Source organism: Nostoc sp. FACHB-110, assembly GCF_014697425.1.
Classification (GTDB): domain Bacteria; phylum Cyanobacteriota; class Cyanobacteriia; order Cyanobacteriales; family Nostocaceae; genus Nostoc_B.
Map to the genome: position 1 here is coordinate 411,896 of NZ_JACJRU010000001.1, position 21,128 is coordinate 433,023.

Below are 21,128 nucleotides of genomic sequence, written 5' to 3' on the forward strand. Positions count from 1 at the left end.
CTGTAACCTAGTGCTTCACCACACAAACTTTGCTTCGTGGCAAAGCTTCAGGGAGAAGATCAGGGGTAAGGAGCAATTTTGTAGCTCTTGACAAGACAAACTAGTCTCTCGTGGGGATTCGAGGTAGCCTAGTATCACCCGTGAGAATTTTGAGGCCAAAAGTATGAGCAGTGTCGTAAAATCTCCATACAGCAGCGAACAAATTGCCGCTTGGTTGCGTGGGCTATTAACAATTGCATGGGCAGATGGGAACTTTGATGACCACGAACAGCAATTAATTGCCAGTCTGACTCAAGAAGAACTAGCACCTAGTCTCAAATGGGAGTCTTTTGAGATCATTACACCAGAGGAATTAGCCGCAGCCTTAGGTAAAGATCAATCAGCATCTGAGAATTTTTTACGTACTGCTGTTATGGTAGCGATCGCTGATGGTACATATTCTCCCAGTGAGGATGAATTACTACACAAGTTTTGTGTCATCTTAGAACAACCAGAAGATATTATAGAAGCCCTACGCCACACTCTTGAACATAAAGATTGGGCAGTCATACCTCCTAGCGTATCTGTAGGACAGCAACATGACCCACTTCACCCCCTGCGTGACTGGTTAGATGGGTTAGATATCCAAGATCCCAGAGTTGCTAGGTTCCTATGTAAAATGATTCCTTCTCAATGTCCTTTTGAGCGGGATGTCACTTTATTTGGCCGCAAAATTGTCCACATCCCACCTTTGTGTAAAATTAATCCACTTTATGAGCAATTAGTGGGTTTACGTTTCCGCGCCCTCTCCTATTTGGCAGATGACTGCGGGGAAGATGTGACACCATATATTTAGAGGAAACCTCCGCTAAAGCAAATGTCATTGCTGAGTTTTGAGTTAAAAGTAGAGAATAAAGATAAAGCATTAATAAAAAACTTATAATTTAGAACTCACAACTCAGCACTATCAAACTATGCAATTTATCGATCAAGTAGAAATTGAAGTAGAAGCAGGTAAAGGAGGCGATGGTATTGTCGCCTTCCGCAGAGAAAAGTATGTACCTGCTGGTGGCCCCTCTGGTGGAAATGGTGGACGCGGGGGTTCTGTTATTTTCCAAGCCGTAGAAAACTTACAAACTCTCTTAGACTTTAAATATAACCATCTTTTTAAAGCCGAAAATGGTGGACGAGGCGGCCCCAATAACCGTACAGGTGCATCCGGTAAAGATTTAATCATTGAAGTTCCCTGCGGTACAGCAATTTATAACGCAGAAACCGATGAAATAATTGGTGATTTAATTCAACCAGAACAAACTTTATTAATTGCAGAAGGCGGTAAAGGTGGATTAGGCAATCAATATTTTTTAAGTAACCGCAACCGCGCCCCAGAATACGCTCTGCCAGGTTTAGAAGGGGAAAGAAAAAGGCTACGTCTGGAGTTGAAACTATTAGCAGAAGTTGGCATTATTGGATTACCAAACGCTGGTAAATCCACTTTAATTTCATCTTTATCTGCTGCAAGACCAAAAATAGCTGATTATCCATTTACTACCCTTGTGCCAAATTTGGGCGTAGTCCGAAAACCCACAGGTGATGGTACAGTTTTTGCCGATATTCCTGGCTTAATTGAAGGTGCAGCCGAAGGCGCAGGTTTAGGACATGATTTTTTACGCCACATTGAACGCACGCGAGTATTGTTACATTTAATTGATGCCGCCAGTGATAATGTCATTCAAGATTACACAACAATTCAACAAGAGTTACAAGCCTATGGACGTGGTTTAGCAGAGCGTCCCCAAATTTTAGCACTGAATAAAATTGACGCAGTTGATCGAGAAGCAGTCGATTTAGAAGCATTGGCTACGCAATTAAATCACCTTGCTTATGCTCCTGTTTTTCTAATTTCTGCCGTAACACGTACTGGACTAGAGCCAATGTTACAGGAAATTTGGGGCATTCTTGACCAAATTAATAGTGCTGAAGCCGAGCAAGTTTTGAGTTAAGTTAACTTACAATAAAACAAAAGATATATAGCAATTCGATTTGATTTCTGAACTTACTTGTGAAGGTAGGCAACTCTTAACAGGGAACAAGGTTTGGAAACTGTATGAGTTTTTGTCAGAAATCAAATACGAGTCCTATCTACAATGTAGCTAATTGAGTCTTGATAAATAATTGGATGCTAGAAGCCCTGATAAATTTATCCTTCAGTCATAATACCACTGGCTAAAATGCCAAGAATTTTATTCACATCTTTAAGATAGTATTCACTCAAATCAATACTTAATATTTGTCCTTCTAGCTTTAAAAATTGCCAAATACTACCTGTTGTAACTGCACCATAAATTGTTTTAATTTCTGTTAGTGCTTGTTGATTAAAAATTTGGGCTGCAATCATTTCTGCTGCACATTGACCTAAACCTGCGTTGATATTCTCCTTTTTTGCTTCAACAACCGTGATTACTGGTGCTGTGACTATCAAAATTTCTGGGGATTTTGTAATAATAAAATCACAAGTGCCATTTAATCCTTGACTTTCATCAACCGTAAAATCTATCCCAGAAAATAAACTAATTTTTTCCTTTAACTGTCGGCGTAAATCTACGAGAATTGGGGCAATAATCAGTTCCGAACGGGCTTTTTCACTGTTACTTGCCAAGGCGATCGCCAGGTTATAATTCAAAGTTTCTACAAGCAACTGACTGGCTGATAATTCTGGAACATTGGCAAAAATATCGCGTTGCTCTACTGTCGTTAAACCAAAGGCTTGTTTGGCTTTAGCTAAACTAAACTCACTGTAGGCCATATTGCTATAGCGTTGTTTGAGAAACTTGCAGTGCAGATACAATCTTATTTTATCTAGGAACCGCAGCACAGGTTAAAGAGGTTTGCTTCTGGGTAGAAGAATTATCAGTAACTAACTCAACTTTACCTTGGGCATTACGTCGCCAAGAAGTAGCTTGGACAAGTGTTACTGGAGATTTTGATATTTGGGCTTTGACTGGTTGTGTTGTGTAGAATGCAGAGATGTCACGAGTATCAGACCAAGGTTGTTCGCTCCTCAACCCTTGTGTGGGATTTTGCGGTATTCCTCCCCTGCCTGTAGCGACAAAACTACTACCACTAGTATCTGCACATCCTGTAGCAATTTGCTGTGATGAGTCAGTAATATTTGTAGGTAGTTCTACTAAAGCCGAATTGAGGTCAATGCCAATGTTATTAATTTGCACCGTGCCGTTGACGTTGAATTGGGAACTAGCCGTGATGTCATTGCTGAGATCAACTCTGGGAGTGAGAGTATTACGAAATACTAGCCCATTAACACTTTGAGTCGTGATATCAATATTGCCACCGCGACCTTGTACGGCATTAGCGATGATGTCGCTATTTTCTAATCCGACTATGACTGGTGATTTAATTGACACATTACCACCGTTACCTTTACCCAAAGAAGTGGCTGAAATCACACTATCGTAACGCATCAACAGATACTCTTGCAAGTTTAATCTGACATCTCCGCCATTACCCGAAGCAGTGGATGCACTGATATTACCTTGGTTGTTGAGCAACAAGGAATTAGCGTTAATTTGTAAATCTCCTGCTTTGCCAGGGCCATCATTCTTCACACTCACGAATGCACCATTAGTAACCCGTAATGATGGGGTATTAATTGTTAAAGCACCAGCATCACCACTAGGAATGGGCGGTAGTTTAAAAGTGGCTTGCAAAATTGGGTCAAGAATTTCAGACGAGGAAGCGATGTTACTGCCTCTAATCGATCCTGGTGCTTTACCTCTCACCTCTACAAACTCTGACGCATTAATTGTCACATTCCCCGCTAAACCCCGATTCAAAGTGCCAGATCCCAGACTTCCTCCGTCACTAGCAATTAATCTGGATGTGTTAACCAATATACTATTGGCATTGCCAGTGCTAAAAGTTGTGGAAGAGATGCCGCTAGGTGCTAAGACAAATGGATTGTTTCCAGTAACTTCGATCAGTCCTGTGGTATTGATCAATATCGCTCCGCTCTCCCCAGAACCCGCAGTTACAGAATTAACATTTCCCCCACTGGTAATTCTGAGGTTGCCCGACGAGATATTAATATCACCAGCTTTACCAGAGTTAGTGGCAACTGTTCCGATAACGGAGGTTTCTGATGGGACAGCAGAGATAAAACCATTGATATTAATGAAATCTTTAACATCAACCTTAATATTTCCGCCGATTGCTGTAGTGAAATTAAGATTATTAATCCTGGCACCATCCTGCATGGAGAGTTGATTAGCAAAAACCACAACATCTCCTGATGAACCTATTCCTAAGTTTTCGATTCTGATTGCACTGCTCAATCCTTGTTGAGGGGCGTTGCCTGTTAAATTCAAAGACTCGGTGGCGTGGACAGTAATTCCTTGTGATTGCGCTCCCAGGTTTTGCAGCAGCAAAGTAGAGCCTTCACTCAAGCTGATATTTTTTCCTTGTACTTGAATTGAACCATTGTTACCACTGGCATCTAGCATGGATTTTTGGGCTAGATGGATATCATTGAATTGCTGAATCTGGGAGTAGTCTCCTACCCATCCCGTAAGTGTGGGATCGAGTCCGACTTGCCCCTGTTGAACACTTCCTAGTTCTAGATGTCCACCTCCGTTGACTGCCACAATCCCCCCTGAGAATTTGACTTGGTTGCCAATCAGTGCCACGGTATTGCCTGACTTAACTTGTAAACCTGTAGGATTCTGACTGCGATCTAGGGGTGTAAAAGACCCAGTTATGAGGCGATGCCCTAAGCCCTCGACAGTAATACCCCCCGAATTTTGACCGATTTGCAAACCCACAGGTACACTCATTGTCAACAAAGGTTTACCTGCACTCTGCACGGCACTAAATTCTGTCCCATCGGCAAACTTAATACTATTAGCAGTTGTCCCTATAAATGAACCACCAATATTTAAGCTGGCATTTTGCCCAAAAATAATACCTGCGGGGTTCAGCAAGAATAAATTCGCACTACCATTGGCATTAATGGCACCATCTATGTGAGAAATATTACCACCAGTCACTCGACTAAAAATATTTTCAATATCAGTAGCATTGTCAAATGATGCCGAACCATTTGTAGGGATAGAGAATTGACTAAAGCTATGAAATAGATTGTTGCCAACACGATCGCCGTTGGTAATGGTGTAATGATTACTGCCAGTCACAGAGGTGTTGAGAGTCCCATCAGAAGTTACCTGAGCATGAACATCACTGTGGCAAATAGCAGACATCACAATTGCACTAATTAAGCCCAAACCCGCAACATTTATTTTCATTAATCGATTTCTTGTGTTCTATTGCGTACTTATTGTTCCCCAGAACATAAATTTTTAACGGTAGTTAATTTTGAGATGTAGCTGCACAGGTTAAGGCTGGTTGTATCTGCAAAGAAGATTTATCGGCAACAAGCTCAATTTTGCCTTGGGCATTACGTCGCCAAGAAGTAGCTTGCACAAGTATTTCGGGAGATTTTGATATTTGGGCTTTGACTGGTTGTGTTGTGTAGAATGCAGATATATTGCGGGTGTCTGACCAGGTGCGATCGCTACTCAATTCTTCTGTGGGATTTTGCGGCACACCACCCCTACCTGTGGCGACAAAACTACTAGCAGTATTCGCAAAACAACCACTGGCGATTTGTTGGGAAGAATCAGTGAAATTAGCTGGTAATTCCACTAAACCAGAATTGGGGTCAACACCAATGTTATTAATTTCCACAGTCCCATTCACCCCAAACTCGGAAGTGGCAGTGATATTGTTTTCTCCTGTCAGTTGGGAACGGTATTCTAAACCAATAATTCCCTGAGTAGTGATGTTAATATTACCACCTTTACCTCGAACAGCATTAGCCGTGATATCGCTGTTTTCTAAGCCGATAATAGTAGGTGAATTAATGGTGATATTGCCTCCGTTACCATTACCGCCTGCGGTGGCAGAAATCAAGCTGTTATGACGCATCAGCAAATAATTTTGTAAGTTTAATTTGATATCCCCCCCATTACCAGAGGCGGTGGATGCCGTTATGTTGCCTTGTTTATCTAGAAAAATAGAATTGGCATTAATCTGCAAATCTCCAGATATACCAGGCCCATCATTTCTAACAGTTATGTATGCCCCATCTGTGATAATTAATGACGGTGTGTTAATGATTAAGGAACCTGCATCACCTGTAGGAATTGGAGGAAGTCCAAAGAAAGCTTGGGTGATTGGATCGAGAGTTTCTGCGGTGGAAACGATACGACTAGGCGTAATCGATCCCGCACCTTTACCTTTAATATCTACAAATTCAGAAGCATTAATTATTACACTACCAGATGAACCTGTAGCAACAGTACTAGACCCTAAAAATCCACCGTCTCGAACCACCAATCTGGATGTGTTAACAAAGGTGTTATTGGCATTTCCAGGGCCGAGAGTTGTTGAAGTCAAAGCACTCGGTGACAAGATCATCGAGTTGTTACCAGCAATTTCGATTAAGTCTGCTGCATTAACTTGTACCGTTCCTGCCTGTCCAAGTCCTATGGTTGTAGAGGATAATCCACCACCATTGAGAAGTCTGAGATTGTCAGTTGAGACTGTAACATTACCTGCATTAGCGGAGTTAACTGTGGTTGTTGAGATTGAGGACAATCTGATTGGATTGCTAGGGGCAAAGCCACTGATATCGATTGAACCTGCTACATTGGCTGTAATATTGCCTCCAGATGCTTGGGTAAACATCCGAGTCGAGATTAGTCCACCATTTTGGATCGATAGTTGCCCCGCAGATATGGTAATATTACCCGCTTGAGCAGTTCCTAAATTGTCAATTTGGATAGCACTCCCGATACTTGCATCGGTGACATTACCGATAAGATTCAAAGACTCCATAGCCTTGATTTTGATACCCTCAGATACTGTTGCACCAAAATTTTGGATTACAATAGCAGAACCATTGCTCAAGTTGATATTTCGCCCTTGTAATTGAATCGAGCCATTGCTACCACTGGCATCAAGCAACGATTGGTTTGCAAGGTGGATATCGTTGAATTTTTGTACTGCTGAATAATCTCCATCCCATCCTGTAATAGTAGGTTTGAGTTTGATTTGACCCTCACTCACACTCCCTACTTCTAGATGTCCACCTCCATTAGTGCTAATAATCCCACCAGAGAAATTCACCTCATTAGCGATTAGTGCTAAGGTATTGCCTGTCTTAACTTGTAAACCCGTAGGATTCTGAGTGCGATCTAAAGGTGTAAAGACCCCACTTGTGATCCGATGTCCTAAGCCCTCGACAGTAATCCCCTGGGAATTTTGACCCATTTGCAAACCAATGGGTACATTCATTGTTAATAATGGTTTAGTAGCAGGATCTACAGCACTAAATTCTGAACCCTCAGCAAATGTAATGCTATTAGCAGTTGTGGCAACAAAGGAACCACCAATATTCAAACTGGCATTTTTGCCAAAGATAATCCCGGCGGGGTTGAGTAAAAATAAGTTGGCATTACCCTTAGCACTAATTTCACCATCAATATTAGAAACCTGACGACCAGTTACCCGACTAAAAATATTTTGAATATCAGTGGCATTTTCAAATGATGCAGAACCATCTGTAGGGATAGAGAACTGACTAAAGCTATGAAATAAATTGTTGCCTACATGAGTGCCGTTGGTGATGGTGTAATGATTATTGCCAGTTACCGATGTATTGAGAGTTCCATCAGGAGTTACTTGAGCCTGAACATCACCGTAGCAAAGAGCAGACATCAAAATTGCACCAGTTAAGCCCAAACCAGCAAAAGTTAATTTCATGAATCGATTTCTTGTGTTTTAGTCCATATTGATGTTTCCCAAGAGAATAAGTTTTTGAACAGTAGTTAATTTTCGGCTACAGCAGCACAGGTTAAAGAAGTTTGCTTCTGAGTAGAGGAATTATCAGTAACTAACTCAACTTGACCTTGGGCGTTACGTCGCCAAGAAGTTGCTTGGACAAGTGTTTCTGGTGATTTTGGTGTTTGGGCTTTGACTGGTTGTGTTGTGTAGAATGCAGATATATTGCGGGTGTCTGACCAGGTGCGATCGCTCCTAATTTCCTGTGTCGGATTTTGCGGTACACCACCTCTACCTGTAGCGATAAAGCTACTACCAGTTTCGTTAGCACAACCACTAGCTATTTGTTGTGATTGATCAGTAACATTTGCTGGCAATTCCACTAAACCTGAATTGGGGTCAACACCAACATTATTAATTTCTACTGTCCCATTCACCCCAAACTCGGAACTAGCGGTGATATTGTTTTCTCCTGTCAGTTGGGAACTGTATTCTAAACCAATAATTCCCTGAGTAGTGATGTTAATATTGCCGCCTTTACCGCGAACAGCATTAGCAGTGATGTCGCTGTTTTCTAAGCCGATAATCACTGGTGCATTAATATGGATATTCCCACCATTACCTTTACTGCCTGCGGTGGTTGTAATTTTACTGAGATCGCGCATCAGTACCACATCTCTGACTTGCAAACTGATATCACCACCATTACCCGATTCTGTTTGTGCCTGAATTAAAGCTTGATTTTTCAATTGAATTTGATTGGCAATAATTTGCAGATTTCCGGCATTTCCAGTACCTTGGCTAGCAACTGTGACTGTGCCACCATCTGTGAGTGTGAGTTTAGGTGTAGTAATACTGACATTACCTGCATTTGCTGTGAGTATATCTGGCAAACCAAATGATTGACGTATTTGCGGACTGTAACGCACAACAGAAGAGCCAATATTACTGTTACTACTGCTACCACGACCACTAATAGCGATCGCCTTACTAGCATTGATTTGGACATTACCGCCATTACCGACAAAGAATGCAGATGAACCAATTACTCCACCATTTAATATCTGCAAGTTCCCAGTATCTAATCTTAAATCTTTAGCATTTCCATCTGAAAATGTGATGATACCAATATAGCTAGACAGGCCAAAAGGATTTTCACCTATGACGGTGGTATTTTGATTGCGAATCATGACCTGACCACTGGAGCCACTCCCCAACGTCCCCGATGTTATAGAGGTTCCCCCAGAGAGTAATAAATTATTCCCATTAACGACGACATCTCCAGCCGCTCCTTTTCCATACGTGGTAGTGTTAATGGCTGTATTTCCAGTGGGATTCTGGGGTGAAAAACCTGATACCTCCATATCTGCTGCTTGAATTTGGATGTTACCAGCCTTAGCAGTTCCAAAAGTGAGAGTACTGATTGCGGCACCTTCTTGGAGTGTCAAGCGGGGAGTAATAATACTGATATTTCCACTGTTTCCGCTTCCGAATGCTTCCGTACGAATCGAACTACGAATTTTTGCCTCAGGTGTGCTACCAATAATGGCGATCGCTGCTGATGCTTGCAAATTAATATTTCCACCCGAAAGATTGCCATAATTCTGGGATAAAATCAACGAACCATCAGTAAAGTCTATATTTCTTCCCTGGAGTTGAACTGCACCGGAGTTAAACCCACTCACATCTAATAATGACTTTTGCGCCAGTTGAATATCGCCAAAACTTTGTCCCTGCTCGTACTCCAATTTATAACCCTGAGTAGTCGGTATTAAACTAACTAATCCTGCACTTCCTAAACTACCTAATTCTATTTGACCCGTTTGGGTACTTAGAATAGCACCATCCAAAGTAATATTTCCACCCACCAATGCTAAGGTTTTTCCTGACTGTACTTGTAATTGAGTGGAGCTAGGATTATAAATTACAGGAGAAAAAAAATCGGTTGTATATAGCTTATGTCCTGTACCTTGAACTTGTATTGCTGAGGGATAATTACCCATTTGCAGCCCAATGGGCACAGTCATTGTTAATAATGGTTTAGCAGCAGAATTTACAGCACTAAATTCAACTCCATCAGCAAATTTAATGCTATTGGCAGTTGTAGCGATAAAAGAACCACCAATATTTAAGCTGGCATTTGGCCCAAACATAATCCCTGCGGGGTTGAGTAAGAATAAGTTGGCACTACCCTTGGCACTGATAGAGCCGTCTATGTTAGAAACATTACCACCAGTCACTCGGCTAAAAATATTTTGAATATCGGTAGCATTGTCAAATGATGCAGAGCTACCTGTAGGGATAGAGAACTGGCTAAAGCTATGAAATAAATTGTTACCGACACGAGTGCCATCTTTGATGACGTAACTATTACTACCAATATCTACAGCAGTATTGAGAGTTTTATCAGGAATTACTTGTGCGTGAACACCATTGTTGCAAACCACCCAGATACAGATTGCACCAAGACAGCCAAGCCCAACAAACGTTAATTTCATAAACGGATTTCTGATTTTGTGTCCCGTATATATTGTTCCCAGAATAGTGATTTTTATAACATACATTAATTTGTGGGTAGAGCCGCACAGGTTAATTTTGGTTGTACCTGAGTAGAAGATTGCTCGGCTATTAATTCAATTTTGCCTTGGGCGTTACGCCGCCAAGAGGTAGCTTGGACAAGCGTTTCTGGTGATTTTGCTGTTTGGGCTTTGACTGGTTGTGTGGTGTGGAACGCAGAGATATCACGAATGTCTGACCAGGTGCGATCGCTCCTAATTTCCTGGGTAGGATTTTGTGGTATGCCACCCCTACCTGTGACGACAAAACTACTACCAGTATTAGCCGCACAACTACTCTTCATTTGCTGGGATGGGTCGGTAACATTTTCTGGCAGTTCGAGTAAACCTGAGTTGGGGTCAACACCAATATTATTAATATCAACTGTACCGTTCACTCCAAATTGCGAACTAGCCGTGATGTCACTTTCTGTAGTTAGTTCTTGACGGTATTTCAACCCAAAAATGCCTTGAGTGGTAATGCCAATGTTACCTCCATTACCTTGAACGGCATTGGCAATAATATCGCTGTTTTCTAAACCCAGAATGATTGGGGCATTAATTTTAAGATTGCCGCCATTGCCATTACTGCCTGCTTCGGTGGTAATTTTACTGCCATCACGAATCACGAGGGCGTTGCCCACCGTTAATGTCAAGTTACCGCCTTCTCCTGAGGCAGTGGTAGCCTTAATCCCTCCATTATCCAAAAATATCTGATTGGCTTGGATATTTAACTCTCCAGCGTCACCTGTGCCTTCATGCGCGACGCTAACATTACCACCATTACGAACCGTTAACTTGTTGGCATTAATGTTCAATATACCGGTTTTGCCCGTGGGTACATCAGGTAGATTATAGAATTTACGGGTAGTTGCATTCAAAATAGCGGCACTAGCTCCAATCGCGGAGGCACGTAAATTTTTCCCTTCTACTAAAATATCATTTGCCTGGATTGTTAAAGCTCCACCATTGCCAGTGCTGGTAGTACCGTTGGCCAGAGCCCCACCATCAAGTATCTGCAATTGATTAGTTTGAATTTTGACATCACCAGCTTGACCATTACCGTAGGTAGCAGTTCCTATGCCACCGGGAGCCAGTGTAAACTGATTAATTCCAGTAATGGTTATACGCTCTGTGACATTTAAACTAATATTGCCACTATTTCCTAGATTATTCGACTGAGTGCGATCGCCAAAGTTACCAATAATCGGCAGCGTACTTGTACCCAAGGAAGCCCCAGCTTCTATTGACAGATTAGGTGTTGTTAAAAAAACATTGCCGCTATTGCCGGAACCAGCTGTAGAAGTCCCCAAAAAGCTGATTAGAGTGGGTGAAATTGGTGATGTTCCCACAATATTCACACCTTTGCGTGCCACCACTGAAATATCGCCTGTGTTACCAGTACCTGTTCCTGGTATTCCTTGCAAGCGAGAAGTGAAAGTCAAAACGGTTCCACCATCAATCAAATTCAAGATGTCTGTGGAAATTTTGATATCGCCACTCTTACCACTACTGAATGTGTAAGTATCTATACCACTGGAAGTTAAGCTAATGGGGCTAATTCCAGTGGCATAAATTTCATCAGCCACATCCACAGAAATATTTCCGCCTTTGCCCGTAGCCCCCGGAAAGACAATGGTTCCGACTAAACCACCATCTTTGAGAGTGAGTTTACGCGCAACTACGCTCACATCTCCCCCATCTCCCAAAGTATAGGTTTGACTACCGATGCGGCTGGGGCTACTACCAGATGGTGCTAAGGGAGATGTTAGGGCAACCGCACCCGTAGCAGTAATGGTATCTGCTGTGACCTGTACTTTGCCTGCTGCCCCTGTACCCAAACTGAAGGTTTCAATGGCTGCACCATCTTGTAATGTTACATTCCCGGCTTGAATATTGATTGCACCACCTTTTCCTGTTGCCCCTTGTGCCACCTGATTCACAATCCAAGCACTGGGAGCTTGAGCATTAGCATTGATTCCACCCAAAAATAGCGATCGCGCTGCATTTACAGTAATATTACTACCCTGTCCACTTCTAATTGCTGCACCCGCAATTTGCGATTGGTCGAGGCGTATATCTCTGCCTACTACTTGAATGCCACCAAAGGGATTACTTACGGGATTAGGATTCCATAAAGAAGAGCGTTGTGTGAAGTTAATATCTCGAAAATCTTGCACTTGTGCATAATCTAACTGCCATCCTGTGGGTGTGGCGATTAAATTCACTGTGCCACTATCGACTGCACCAATTTCAATTCGACCTAACGGTGCAGTAATGACACCCCCACTCAAGGTGATATCTCCACCAACTAAGGCAATGGTCTTTGTGGCACTGCCTAATATACCTAAATTCTTTGTCGGCACAATTCCATCATTACCATTACCATATACCTGTATTGGTTTGGCATGACTACTCATTTGCAGTCCAATGGGTACACTTATGCTTAACAATGGTGGTTCTGTAGCACTGAACTTTGTACCATCAGCAAACTTAATACTACTGGCCGTTGTCCCCACAAATGACCCAGCAACACTCAAGCTGGCATTTTTGCCAAAAATAATGCCTGCGGGGTTGAGTAAGAATAAATTAGCATCAGCTTTGATGTTTCCATCAATATAAGAAACATGATTACCAGTGACTCGACTAAAAATGTTTTGAATACCGTTAGTCTGGAAGACTACAGAATTTTGGCTAGGAACAGAGAACTGACTGAAGCTATGAAATAAATTTTTGCCAACGACAGTACCACCTGTAACAGTGTAAATATTAGTTCCATCCACAATGGTGTGGAGGGTACTATCAGGTATCACTTGCGCGCCAGCACTGCTGGTGCAAATAGTAAGTAGGAAAATTGCACTAATGAAGCCTAAGCCAGCAAAACTTGTTTTCATCTACTTATTTATCATGCTTTAACCCGGATTTATTATTCCCATATAAGTAGTTTTTATTACTAAAAATAATTGAGTTTAACTTTAATTTAAGGAATTACTGCACAAGTTAATGATGGTTGCACGTTGCTCGAAGACTTAGCAACAATTAATTCGATTTTGCCTTGGGCGTTACGTCGCCAAGAAGTTGCTTGGACAAGTGTTTCTGGAGATTGTGGTATGTGAGCTTGTACTGATTGGGTTTGTGGAAATGCACCCAGATTGCGGATGTCTGACCAAGGGCGATCGCTTATGATATCTTCTGTGGGATTTTTTGGTATTCCACCGCGTCCTGTGGCGACAAAACTACTACCAAGGCTATCTGCACAGCCTGTAGCTATTTTTTGAGATGGATCATTAACATTGGTTGGTAATTTAAATAAACCAGAATTGGGGTCAACACCAACATTATTCACTTCGACTGTACCATTCACCCCAAATTGCGAACTGGCAGTAATATCACTTTCTGGTGTTAGTTGTGGGCTATATCTTAAACCAAAAATTCCGTGAGTTTTAATGGCAATATTCCCACCTCTACCTTGCACCGCATTAGCCACAATATCACTGTTTTCTAAAGCAAAAACAATTGGTGTGTTGATAGTAATATTACCGCCATTACCCACACTGCCTGATGTAGCGTTGATAGCACTGTTATAGCGCATCAATAAAGTATTAGCATTAACAGCTATATTACCTCCTTCACCAATTTTAGTAGTAGCTGTAATAGCACCCTGAGTATTTAACATCAAAAAGTTAGCATTGATGCCAACTTTTCCCGCATTACCCGTGCCATCATTTCTGACATTCACTAATCCACCATCGGCAACTTTTAACTGCTGGGTTGTAATATGAACATCTCCACTATTGCCAGTCAAAACTCTTGATGAACCAGCCTGCTGCACAGTTGATGAACCGATAAAACTCGGAATTAAGAAAGATTGTGCTGGCTTACCAGCCACTTCCACTGATTCGGAAGCATTGAGAATCACATTGCCAGCATTGCCACTAGCATAAGAAGAAGCTTCAACTCTTGCCCCATGATGAACCGATAATTTAGCCGTATTCACAATCAAGTTACCAGAATTACCCACACCCAAAGTTGAAGAACTCAAGGAACTAGGAGCAAAACTAGTTGAAGCAGTTTCAAATCCAGACAAGTGGATAGATTCTCGCGCGTTGACTGTCACATTTCCCGCATCACCTTTAAAGATTGTGGAAGTTGTCACCACAGCACCATCTAAAATCACTAATTTATTTGTAGAAACATTGACATTCCCACCTTTACCAGTAAAAAAAGTCAAACCAGAAATGCCACTGCGATTAGTTGATATTTTACCTACCCCTGCTACTTGAATCGTTCCAGAGGCATTAACTGTAATATTACCTCCGCCTACAGAAGCACCAGAATTATTTGTCAAAATTATGCCGCCATTATTGGCAATCAAGTCTTGCGTAAATATTTCCATATTGGCAACCATCCCAGTACCAATAGCTCCTGCTCTAATTGCAGTAGTAGTACTGCCATTAGTATTATCACCAGTGACTGTGAGTAATTTTGATGTATGAACCGAAATTTTACCGGGAGTTGGGACATTGGTGGTGTTTTGAACTGACACACGAGAGCCACCACTTAAGGATACATTAGCCCCCCAAATCTGAATTTCTCCATTTCCACCAGTAGAAAGTAGAGATTGCTGAGATAAATTAATATCCCGAAAATCTTGAACATCTTGATAACCTAGACTCCAACCTAAATTATTGGGAATGAGGCTGACAGTTCCGCCATCAACAGCACCAATTTCAATCCTTCCTTGAGGAGTGGAAAGAGTACGGCCATCTATTAAAACATCTCCCCCGACTAATGCTAAGGTTTGACCTGTAGAGACTTGCAGTGGGGTTGTAGATGCTTGAACTTTGATTGCTGCCGGATTTGACCCCATCTGCAAACCAATGGGTACACTCACTGTTAATACAGGAGAGATAGTTGCATTGGTGCTAAACTCATTGCCATCAGCAAATTTGATGCTATTTGCAGTTGTGCCGATAAAAGAACCACCCACATTTAAGAAAGCTTTGTCTCCAAATATAATTCCAGCCGGGTTGAGTAAAAATAGATTCACACCGCTATTGGTTTTGATGGAACCGTTAATATAAGAAACATCACCCCCAGTCACCCGACTAAAAATGTTTTGGATGCCAGAAGTACTGTTGAATGTGGCAGAACCGTCTGTAGGAATAGAGAATTGGCTAAAGCTATGAAATAAATTTTTGCCAATGACAGTACCACCTGTGATGTTGTAACTATTACTGCCAGACACAGCAGTGTGGAGAGTGTTATCGGGTATTACTTGTGCTTGAACACTGCTGTTACCAATAGCAGATATGTAGATCGCACCAACTAAACTTAAGTGAGCAAAAGTTACTTTCATCAACTTATTTCTAATTATCTACTTAGTGTCTAGTTTTCCCAAGGTAAATTTTGTTATTAGGGTATCTGTGTAATGTTATGATGAGTTTTTTTCAGTTTTGATTAACAGCAGCACAATTTAATGATTATAAGAAGTTCACAGAAGATTTATCGGCAATTAATTCAATTTTGCCTTGGGCATTACGTTGCCAAGCAGTAGCCTGAACAAGAATTTCTGGCGATTTTGGTATTTGGGCTGGTAATTGCCGGGTTGTGTGCAATGCAGAGATATCAGGGATGTCTGATCAAGTGCATAGATGCTCTAGACTTGTCGCTAGATATTGCTCCTCATACCAAGTTGCAGTCAAAGATAGTAACCTAGAGTGGGAGTAGGGAGTAGAAAGTAGAAAGACGACTATTTCTGAAAGCAACTAATTTCAGCCCTGGAAGAATGCAGTGATCCTTTGTTTTTCATTCAATCTTGCTTTTGCGGCTGCTCGTACAACTCGATGTGCATCTTGCACGAGAATTTGGAGAATTTCTGTAGTTACTTGAGGATGTTGGGTAATAACATAACGTTCATACCAAGAAAACGAACGTAATTTCTGTAAATTTTGAGCTAAATATTCAAGCGGTGCGGCGGGATGTTGGAGCAGCACCAAACGAAAAGGTATGGTATCGAGGTTATGAAACTTTGGTTCAATAAAATTAGCTAGATATTTACTAGCAATTGTAGGCGCAATTTGAATTAATCTTTTAACTGCTGCTATAAAAACTTTATGTTCTTTACGCTTATGATAACGCGGAGAACAGATATATTCATAATGGTCATATTGAGAATTAGTAGCCAAAATTTCTAGTATATGAATGGGGGTGTTGATGTTATTGGCAACAGCTATTTGTACAAATTGATTTTTATCTTTGGCAAGTCTTTCTAAGCAGTTATTACTCTTTGGACTACTATACGCTTCTATTATCCGAGGATTTTTCGCCACGGCTTCGCGGATAAGTACTGATTTATGCTTGGCTAGTTCAGCTAATTTTGGCAGTGGCGTATCCTCATTAATAGCTTCGTTGTATTGAATGATAAAACTTATATTTGCCAATTTTTCTTGGCAGATTTTTAAGGCATATTGACGAACTTCCACATGTTTATCGTATAAAGATTTCTCGATAAAATCTGATGTTATATTGGGATTTTTTAGTATCAGTAAGCGCAATCGGTATTCTTTAAATTTAGCTATTTTCTCGCAGACTGCATCCGAGATGTGAGGATGAGAAGCTACTGCTGCATATACATCTACACTACGAACATCTAAAATTTCTAATAATAGTTCTGAAGATATATCATGATGGCAAACCACTTGTTGACAAATATTATGCACTGCTTCCCAATAAATATCAACTGGTGTAATTCTCAACAGTTCTAATAATTGAGTAATTGGAGTCATTGCACTTGTGGCTATTGCATATTGTTCTTGTTGATCTATTTCTTCAATTTGAGTTCCTTCATAACTATGTGGTGCGCTAAAAAGTCTCCAGTGTAGATAAATATTATGAGGTTTGGTCTGAGGAAAGTATAACTGTAATTGCTGTTTTAATTCTTGTGGAAGCGCAGAATTATAGGCAAGCTTTTGCAGTATACGGCTATCTTGGGTTTGGTAAAGAAGCAGTAAAATATCTAATGGAGTATGAGGATTTTTAGCTACATTAGCACGGACAAATATATTGCGATCGCCTGATAATTTCTCTAGACATTCTGGCGGTGTTTGGCTATTTAACGCCACTGCTTGACGAACACGAACGCTCTTATCTTGAGTTAGCTGTTGGAGTATATCTAAATCAGCACGAGGATGACTCGCAACACCTACTCGTATTCTCCAATCAGCAGATTGCGCTAATGTGTTTAAGTCACTTAATTCTAAATTGGGATGTTTTGCAACTCGCCATCGAATAAATGACCATTTGCTACTACACAGTTCTCGCAATTTTTCTACTTGTGTATGAGGATGAGTAGCTAAAAATCTCTCTTGACAAAAATCATTGACTATTGACCGTGGTAAACTAGGATTCCGCATAGCAGCTTCCTTTATTACTCTACTTTGATGATGGGCCAGGTCAATTAAACATTCAATAGGTGTATTTTTATTTTTAGCAACTTCAATAAGCGTAGTAATGTTGATTTTGATATCTAACAATTGCCGTAAGTATGCTGGTGGCGCATCAATGAATTTAGCGATCGCCTGTTGCACATGTTCTGAAGTTTTATTAAGTTGCCAAGCAGGTGTAATTCCCAATTGCCACAAGATAAATTGATAATAGTATCCCTGAGAATTGTTAGTCCCATAACATCCTACTTCTGCAAAGTTAGAAAAACTAGCTGCGATAATCTGTGGTAATTTATTATCTGCATATTCTTGCCAACCTGAATCCATTTCTCCGGCAATATTTACGTGCATTTTAATCAATTCATGAATAAACGCATCGCCAGATGGATTTTCTGCCGCTAATTGTAATACTTGTTTATTGGCTTGAGGATTCTGCACAATTCCTAATAAATGATAATGATATCCAGAAATTGCGAATCTGTGTAACCATTCTTGAGGTGCATTGTCACAAGCTAAAATTGTCTGTAGAGAGGAACCAGGAATTACTAATTCTGGATTTTCTAAATCTAGTGTAGGAAAAATAGGATTGTGAAGAAAATCTTGGGGAAACTCTTCTGCCAGGAGAAATAAAATATATGGTGGAGTATGAGGATTTCCGACTACAGCTTGACGGACTTTTATATCTTTATGTCTTGCCAATTCTGTTAATAATTCTGGTGTTGTATTAAAACTTTTGGCAATAGCAATTGCTGATTGATCACTGACTTGCATCAATTCTACTATTCTTCCTTTGATAGACTAATATCGTGTTCACTCTTGAGGAACAGCTTTACAGGTTAATTGTGTTTGTACGGGAATAGAAGACTTATTAGCTATTAGTTCAATTGTACCATCAAGCCGACGATGTACACCTGTTGCTTGGACAAGTGTTTCTGGAGATTTTTTCATTTGGGCTTGTGCTGATTGTATTTTGTGGAATGCAGAGATGTCACGGATATCTGACCAAGTGCGATCGCTCCAAACTTGCTGCATCGGATTTTGCGGCACTCCACCCCTTCCTATAGCGACAAAACTACTACCAGTATTGGCATTACAACCACGGGCAATTTGTTGCGCAGGATCAGTGATATTTACAGGTAATTGCACTAAACCCGAATTGGGATCAACGCCAATATTATTAATTTCTACAGTGCCATCAATATTAAACTGAGAACTAGCCGTAATGTCGTTAGTCAGGTCAACTCTAGGAGTTAGGGTATTGCGGAATTCTAGACCAATAATGCCTTGTGTAGCAATTTGAATGTTGCCACCACGACCTTGAACAGCATTGGCGATGATATCGCTGTTTTCCAAGCCCACAATTACTGGTGAGTTAATCGACAAATTACCACCATTACCTTGTCCCTTAGCAGTGGCAGAAATCACACTATCGTGGCGCATCAGCAGATAATCTTGCAAGTTCAATCTGATATCTCCGCCATTTCCAGAAGTTGTTGATGCAGTAATACTCCCTTGGTTATCTAAAAAAATTGATTTGGCTTGAACCTGTAAATCTCCAGCTTGGCCAGTTCCATCATTTTTCACACTTACCGCACCTCCATCTGTGAGGCGTAACAGTGGCGTGTTAATCTTTAAAGAACCTGAATTACCAGTAGGAAGAGAAGGCAGTTGAAAGACAGCTTGAGTGACCAAATCTGGAATCTCCACATTGGAAAAGATGCGAGAGGGTAATCCGATAGTCATACCCTGGGTTACACTACCTTCAATATTGATGGACTCAGAAGCATTTACTTCCACACTACCGGCCGAACCACTGGCTGCGCTAGAAGACCCCAGAGATGCACCCCCTTGAATTACTAATCGAGCAGTATTGATAACTGCTCGATTAGCATTACCAGAACCTTGAGTAAATGTAGATAGCGAACTTTCGGAAAATGCTTTCGGGTTGTAACCTGCTATTTTAACTTGATCTGTGGCATTCACTTGAATTGTGCCAGTTTGTCCAGAGTTGACAGCTACAGAAATAATTTCGCCAGAATCCAGAATCTGGAGATTATCAGTGGATACTGTGATGTTCCCTGCATTGCCCTGCGCTAATGAAAATGTGATGATCGCAGTATAAATAGCTGGGTTATCGTGGTTAAAGCCACTGACCTCAGTCTTACCACGTACATTTGTAATAACATTGCTACCATCTGCTGTAGTCCTAGTTCTAGTAACAATTCTGGCTCCATCTTGAAGAGATAACTGGGCGGCAGAAATGGTAATATCTCCTACCTGACCTGTACTGAAATTGTTAATTTGGAGCAAGCTTCCCAATTGACCGTTGCTTGTATTCCCTGTCAGATTCAGGGAACCTCTGGCATTGACTGTGATACCTCCAGAGGATTGTGTTCCCAGATTTTGGAGCAAACCAGCAGAACCCTCAGTCAAGCTAATATTTTGTCCTTGCAACAGGATTGAGCCATTGCTGCCAGTGGCATTCAACAGCGATTCTTGTGCCAGATGAATATCGTTATATTGTGACACAGCAGAGTAATCCCCCACCCAACCCCTAGAAGTGGCATTTAGTCCAACTGTTCCCCTACTGACACTCCCCACTTCTAAATGACCACTTTCATTGGTGGAAGTAACACCGCCAGAGAAGTTCACACCACTGGCAATCAAGGCTAAGGTTTGATTGATTCCAGCTTGTAATCCTATGGGACTTGTGCTGGCATTGGCAGTACCAAAACCAGTACTATCTGTTAACTTGTTTCCTATTCCCTGCACGGTGATGCTACCAGAATTCTGCCCCATCTGTAAGCCGATGGGTACACTCATAATTAGTAATGGCGACTGATTGAGGTTGATTGCACTAAATTCAGTTCCATCGGCAAATTTGACACTGTTGGCAGTTGTCGCCACAAAGGAACCAGCAATACTTAAGCTGGCATTTGGCCCAAAAATAATACCAGATGGGTTGATTAAAAATAAGTTGGCGTTACCCTTGGTACTGATTTGACCATCAATTGTGGAAATATGACTACCACTGACTCTACTAAAAATATTTTCTACAGTAATATCATTGTCAAATGTTGCATAACCCCCATTAGGTATGGAGAATTGACTGAAGCTATGAAATAAATTGTTGCCGACACGAGTGCCATTAGTGATGGTGTAATTACTACTACCACTCACAGAAGTATTGAGGGTGTTATCTGGTGTTACTTGTCCATGAACACAATTGTTGCAAAAAGCCCAGATGCAGATTCCACCGAGAAAGCCAAACCCAGCAAAAGCTAATTTCATC

The 21,128-nt window shown here is 41.1% G+C and carries 11 protein-coding genes; 2 read left to right on the plus strand and 9 right to left on the minus strand.

The genetic code is table 11. The annotated features are described in order from the left end of the window. Window positions 1-163: 163 nt before the first annotated feature. Window positions 164-835 (plus strand): Mo-dependent nitrogenase C-terminal domain-containing protein, encoded by a 672-nt coding sequence (locus tag H6G69_RS01575; RefSeq protein WP_190680858.1) that lies wholly within the window; start codon window positions 164-166, stop codon window positions 833-835. Window positions 836-953: 118 nt separating this feature from the next. Beyond that, window positions 954-1,982: a GTPase ObgE gene (gene obgE, locus H6G69_RS01580; protein ID WP_190680860.1), complete on the plus strand. Its 1,029-nt coding sequence runs from the start codon at window positions 954-956 to the stop codon at window positions 1,980-1,982. A 197-nt stretch (window positions 1,983-2,179) separates the two neighbouring features. On the opposite strand, the gene H6G69_RS01585 is transcribed toward obgE, so the two are convergent. The 9 genes from H6G69_RS01585 to H6G69_RS01625 form a co-directional block, all read right to left on the minus strand. Then, window positions 2,180-2,785: a hypothetical protein gene (locus tag H6G69_RS01585; protein ID WP_190680862.1), complete on the minus strand. Its 606-nt coding sequence runs from the start codon at window positions 2,783-2,785 to the stop codon at window positions 2,180-2,182. Window positions 2,786-2,834: 49 nt separating this feature from the next. Next, entirely contained in the window at window positions 2,835-5,297 is a 2,463-nt protein-coding gene (locus H6G69_RS01590) for a filamentous hemagglutinin N-terminal domain-containing protein (RefSeq protein ID WP_190680864.1), read from the minus strand. Window positions 5,298-5,361: 64 nt separating this feature from the next. Next, window positions 5,362-7,818 carry an S-layer family protein gene (locus H6G69_RS01595; RefSeq protein WP_190680866.1) on the minus strand — a complete coding sequence of 819 codons (2,457 nt, stop codon included), beginning with the start codon at window positions 7,816-7,818 and terminating at the stop codon, window positions 5,362-5,364. A 65-nt stretch (window positions 7,819-7,883) separates the two neighbouring features. Next, complete coding sequence (locus H6G69_RS01600; protein WP_190680868.1) at window positions 7,884-10,334, minus strand: S-layer family protein; 2,451 nt, start codon at window positions 10,332-10,334, stop codon at window positions 7,884-7,886. Between the two features lie 65 nt (window positions 10,335-10,399). After that, window positions 10,400-13,285, minus strand: coding sequence for an S-layer family protein (locus H6G69_RS01605; RefSeq protein ID WP_190680870.1), 2,886 nt, complete (start codon window positions 13,283-13,285; stop codon window positions 10,400-10,402). An 86-nt stretch (window positions 13,286-13,371) separates the two neighbouring features. Next, window positions 13,372-15,750: a filamentous hemagglutinin N-terminal domain-containing protein gene (locus H6G69_RS01610; RefSeq protein WP_190680871.1), complete on the minus strand. Its 2,379-nt coding sequence runs from the start codon at window positions 15,748-15,750 to the stop codon at window positions 13,372-13,374. 124 nt (window positions 15,751-15,874) lie between these two features. Beyond that, the gene (locus tag H6G69_RS34310; RefSeq protein ID WP_190680873.1) at window positions 15,875-16,009 is read right to left on the minus strand and encodes an S-layer family protein; all 135 of its coding nucleotides are present in this window, start codon (window positions 16,007-16,009) and stop codon (window positions 15,875-15,877) included. A 156-nt stretch (window positions 16,010-16,165) separates the two neighbouring features. Continuing rightward, window positions 16,166-18,607 (minus strand): hypothetical protein, encoded by a 2,442-nt coding sequence (locus H6G69_RS01620; RefSeq protein WP_190680875.1) that lies wholly within the window; start codon window positions 18,605-18,607, stop codon window positions 16,166-16,168. Window positions 18,608-18,646: 39 nt separating this feature from the next. Further along, window positions 18,647-21,127: an S-layer family protein gene (locus H6G69_RS01625; RefSeq protein WP_190680877.1), complete on the minus strand. Its 2,481-nt coding sequence runs from the start codon at window positions 21,125-21,127 to the stop codon at window positions 18,647-18,649. Between the last annotated feature and the right edge of the window lies 1 nt (window position 21,128).

Bases quoted from the DNA above. Each gene is read 5' to 3' on its own strand.
- H6G69_RS01575 (WP_190680858.1), top strand. From the start codon at position 164: ATGAGCAGTGTCGTAAAATCTCCATACAGCAGCGAACAAATTGCCGCT.
- obgE (WP_190680860.1), top strand. From the start codon at position 954: ATGCAATTTATCGATCAAGTAGAAATTGAAGTAGAAGCAGGTAAAGGA.
- H6G69_RS01585 (WP_190680862.1), bottom strand. From the start codon at position 2,785: ATGGCCTACAGTGAGTTTAGTTTAGCTAAAGCCAAACAAGCCTTTGGT.
- H6G69_RS01590 (WP_190680864.1), bottom strand. From the start codon at position 5,297: ATGAAAATAAATGTTGCGGGTTTGGGCTTAATTAGTGCAATTGTGATG.
- H6G69_RS01595 (WP_190680866.1), bottom strand. From the start codon at position 7,818: ATGAAATTAACTTTTGCTGGTTTGGGCTTAACTGGTGCAATTTTGATG.
- H6G69_RS01600 (WP_190680868.1), bottom strand. From the start codon at position 10,334: ATGAAATTAACGTTTGTTGGGCTTGGCTGTCTTGGTGCAATCTGTATC.
- H6G69_RS01605 (WP_190680870.1), bottom strand. From the start codon at position 13,285: ATGAAAACAAGTTTTGCTGGCTTAGGCTTCATTAGTGCAATTTTCCTA.
- H6G69_RS01610 (WP_190680871.1), bottom strand. From the start codon at position 15,750: ATGAAAGTAACTTTTGCTCACTTAAGTTTAGTTGGTGCGATCTACATA.
- H6G69_RS01620 (WP_190680875.1), bottom strand. From the start codon at position 18,607: ATGCAAGTCAGTGATCAATCAGCAATTGCTATTGCCAAAAGTTTTAAT.
- H6G69_RS01625 (WP_190680877.1), bottom strand. From the start codon at position 21,127: ATGAAATTAGCTTTTGCTGGGTTTGGCTTTCTCGGTGGAATCTGCATC.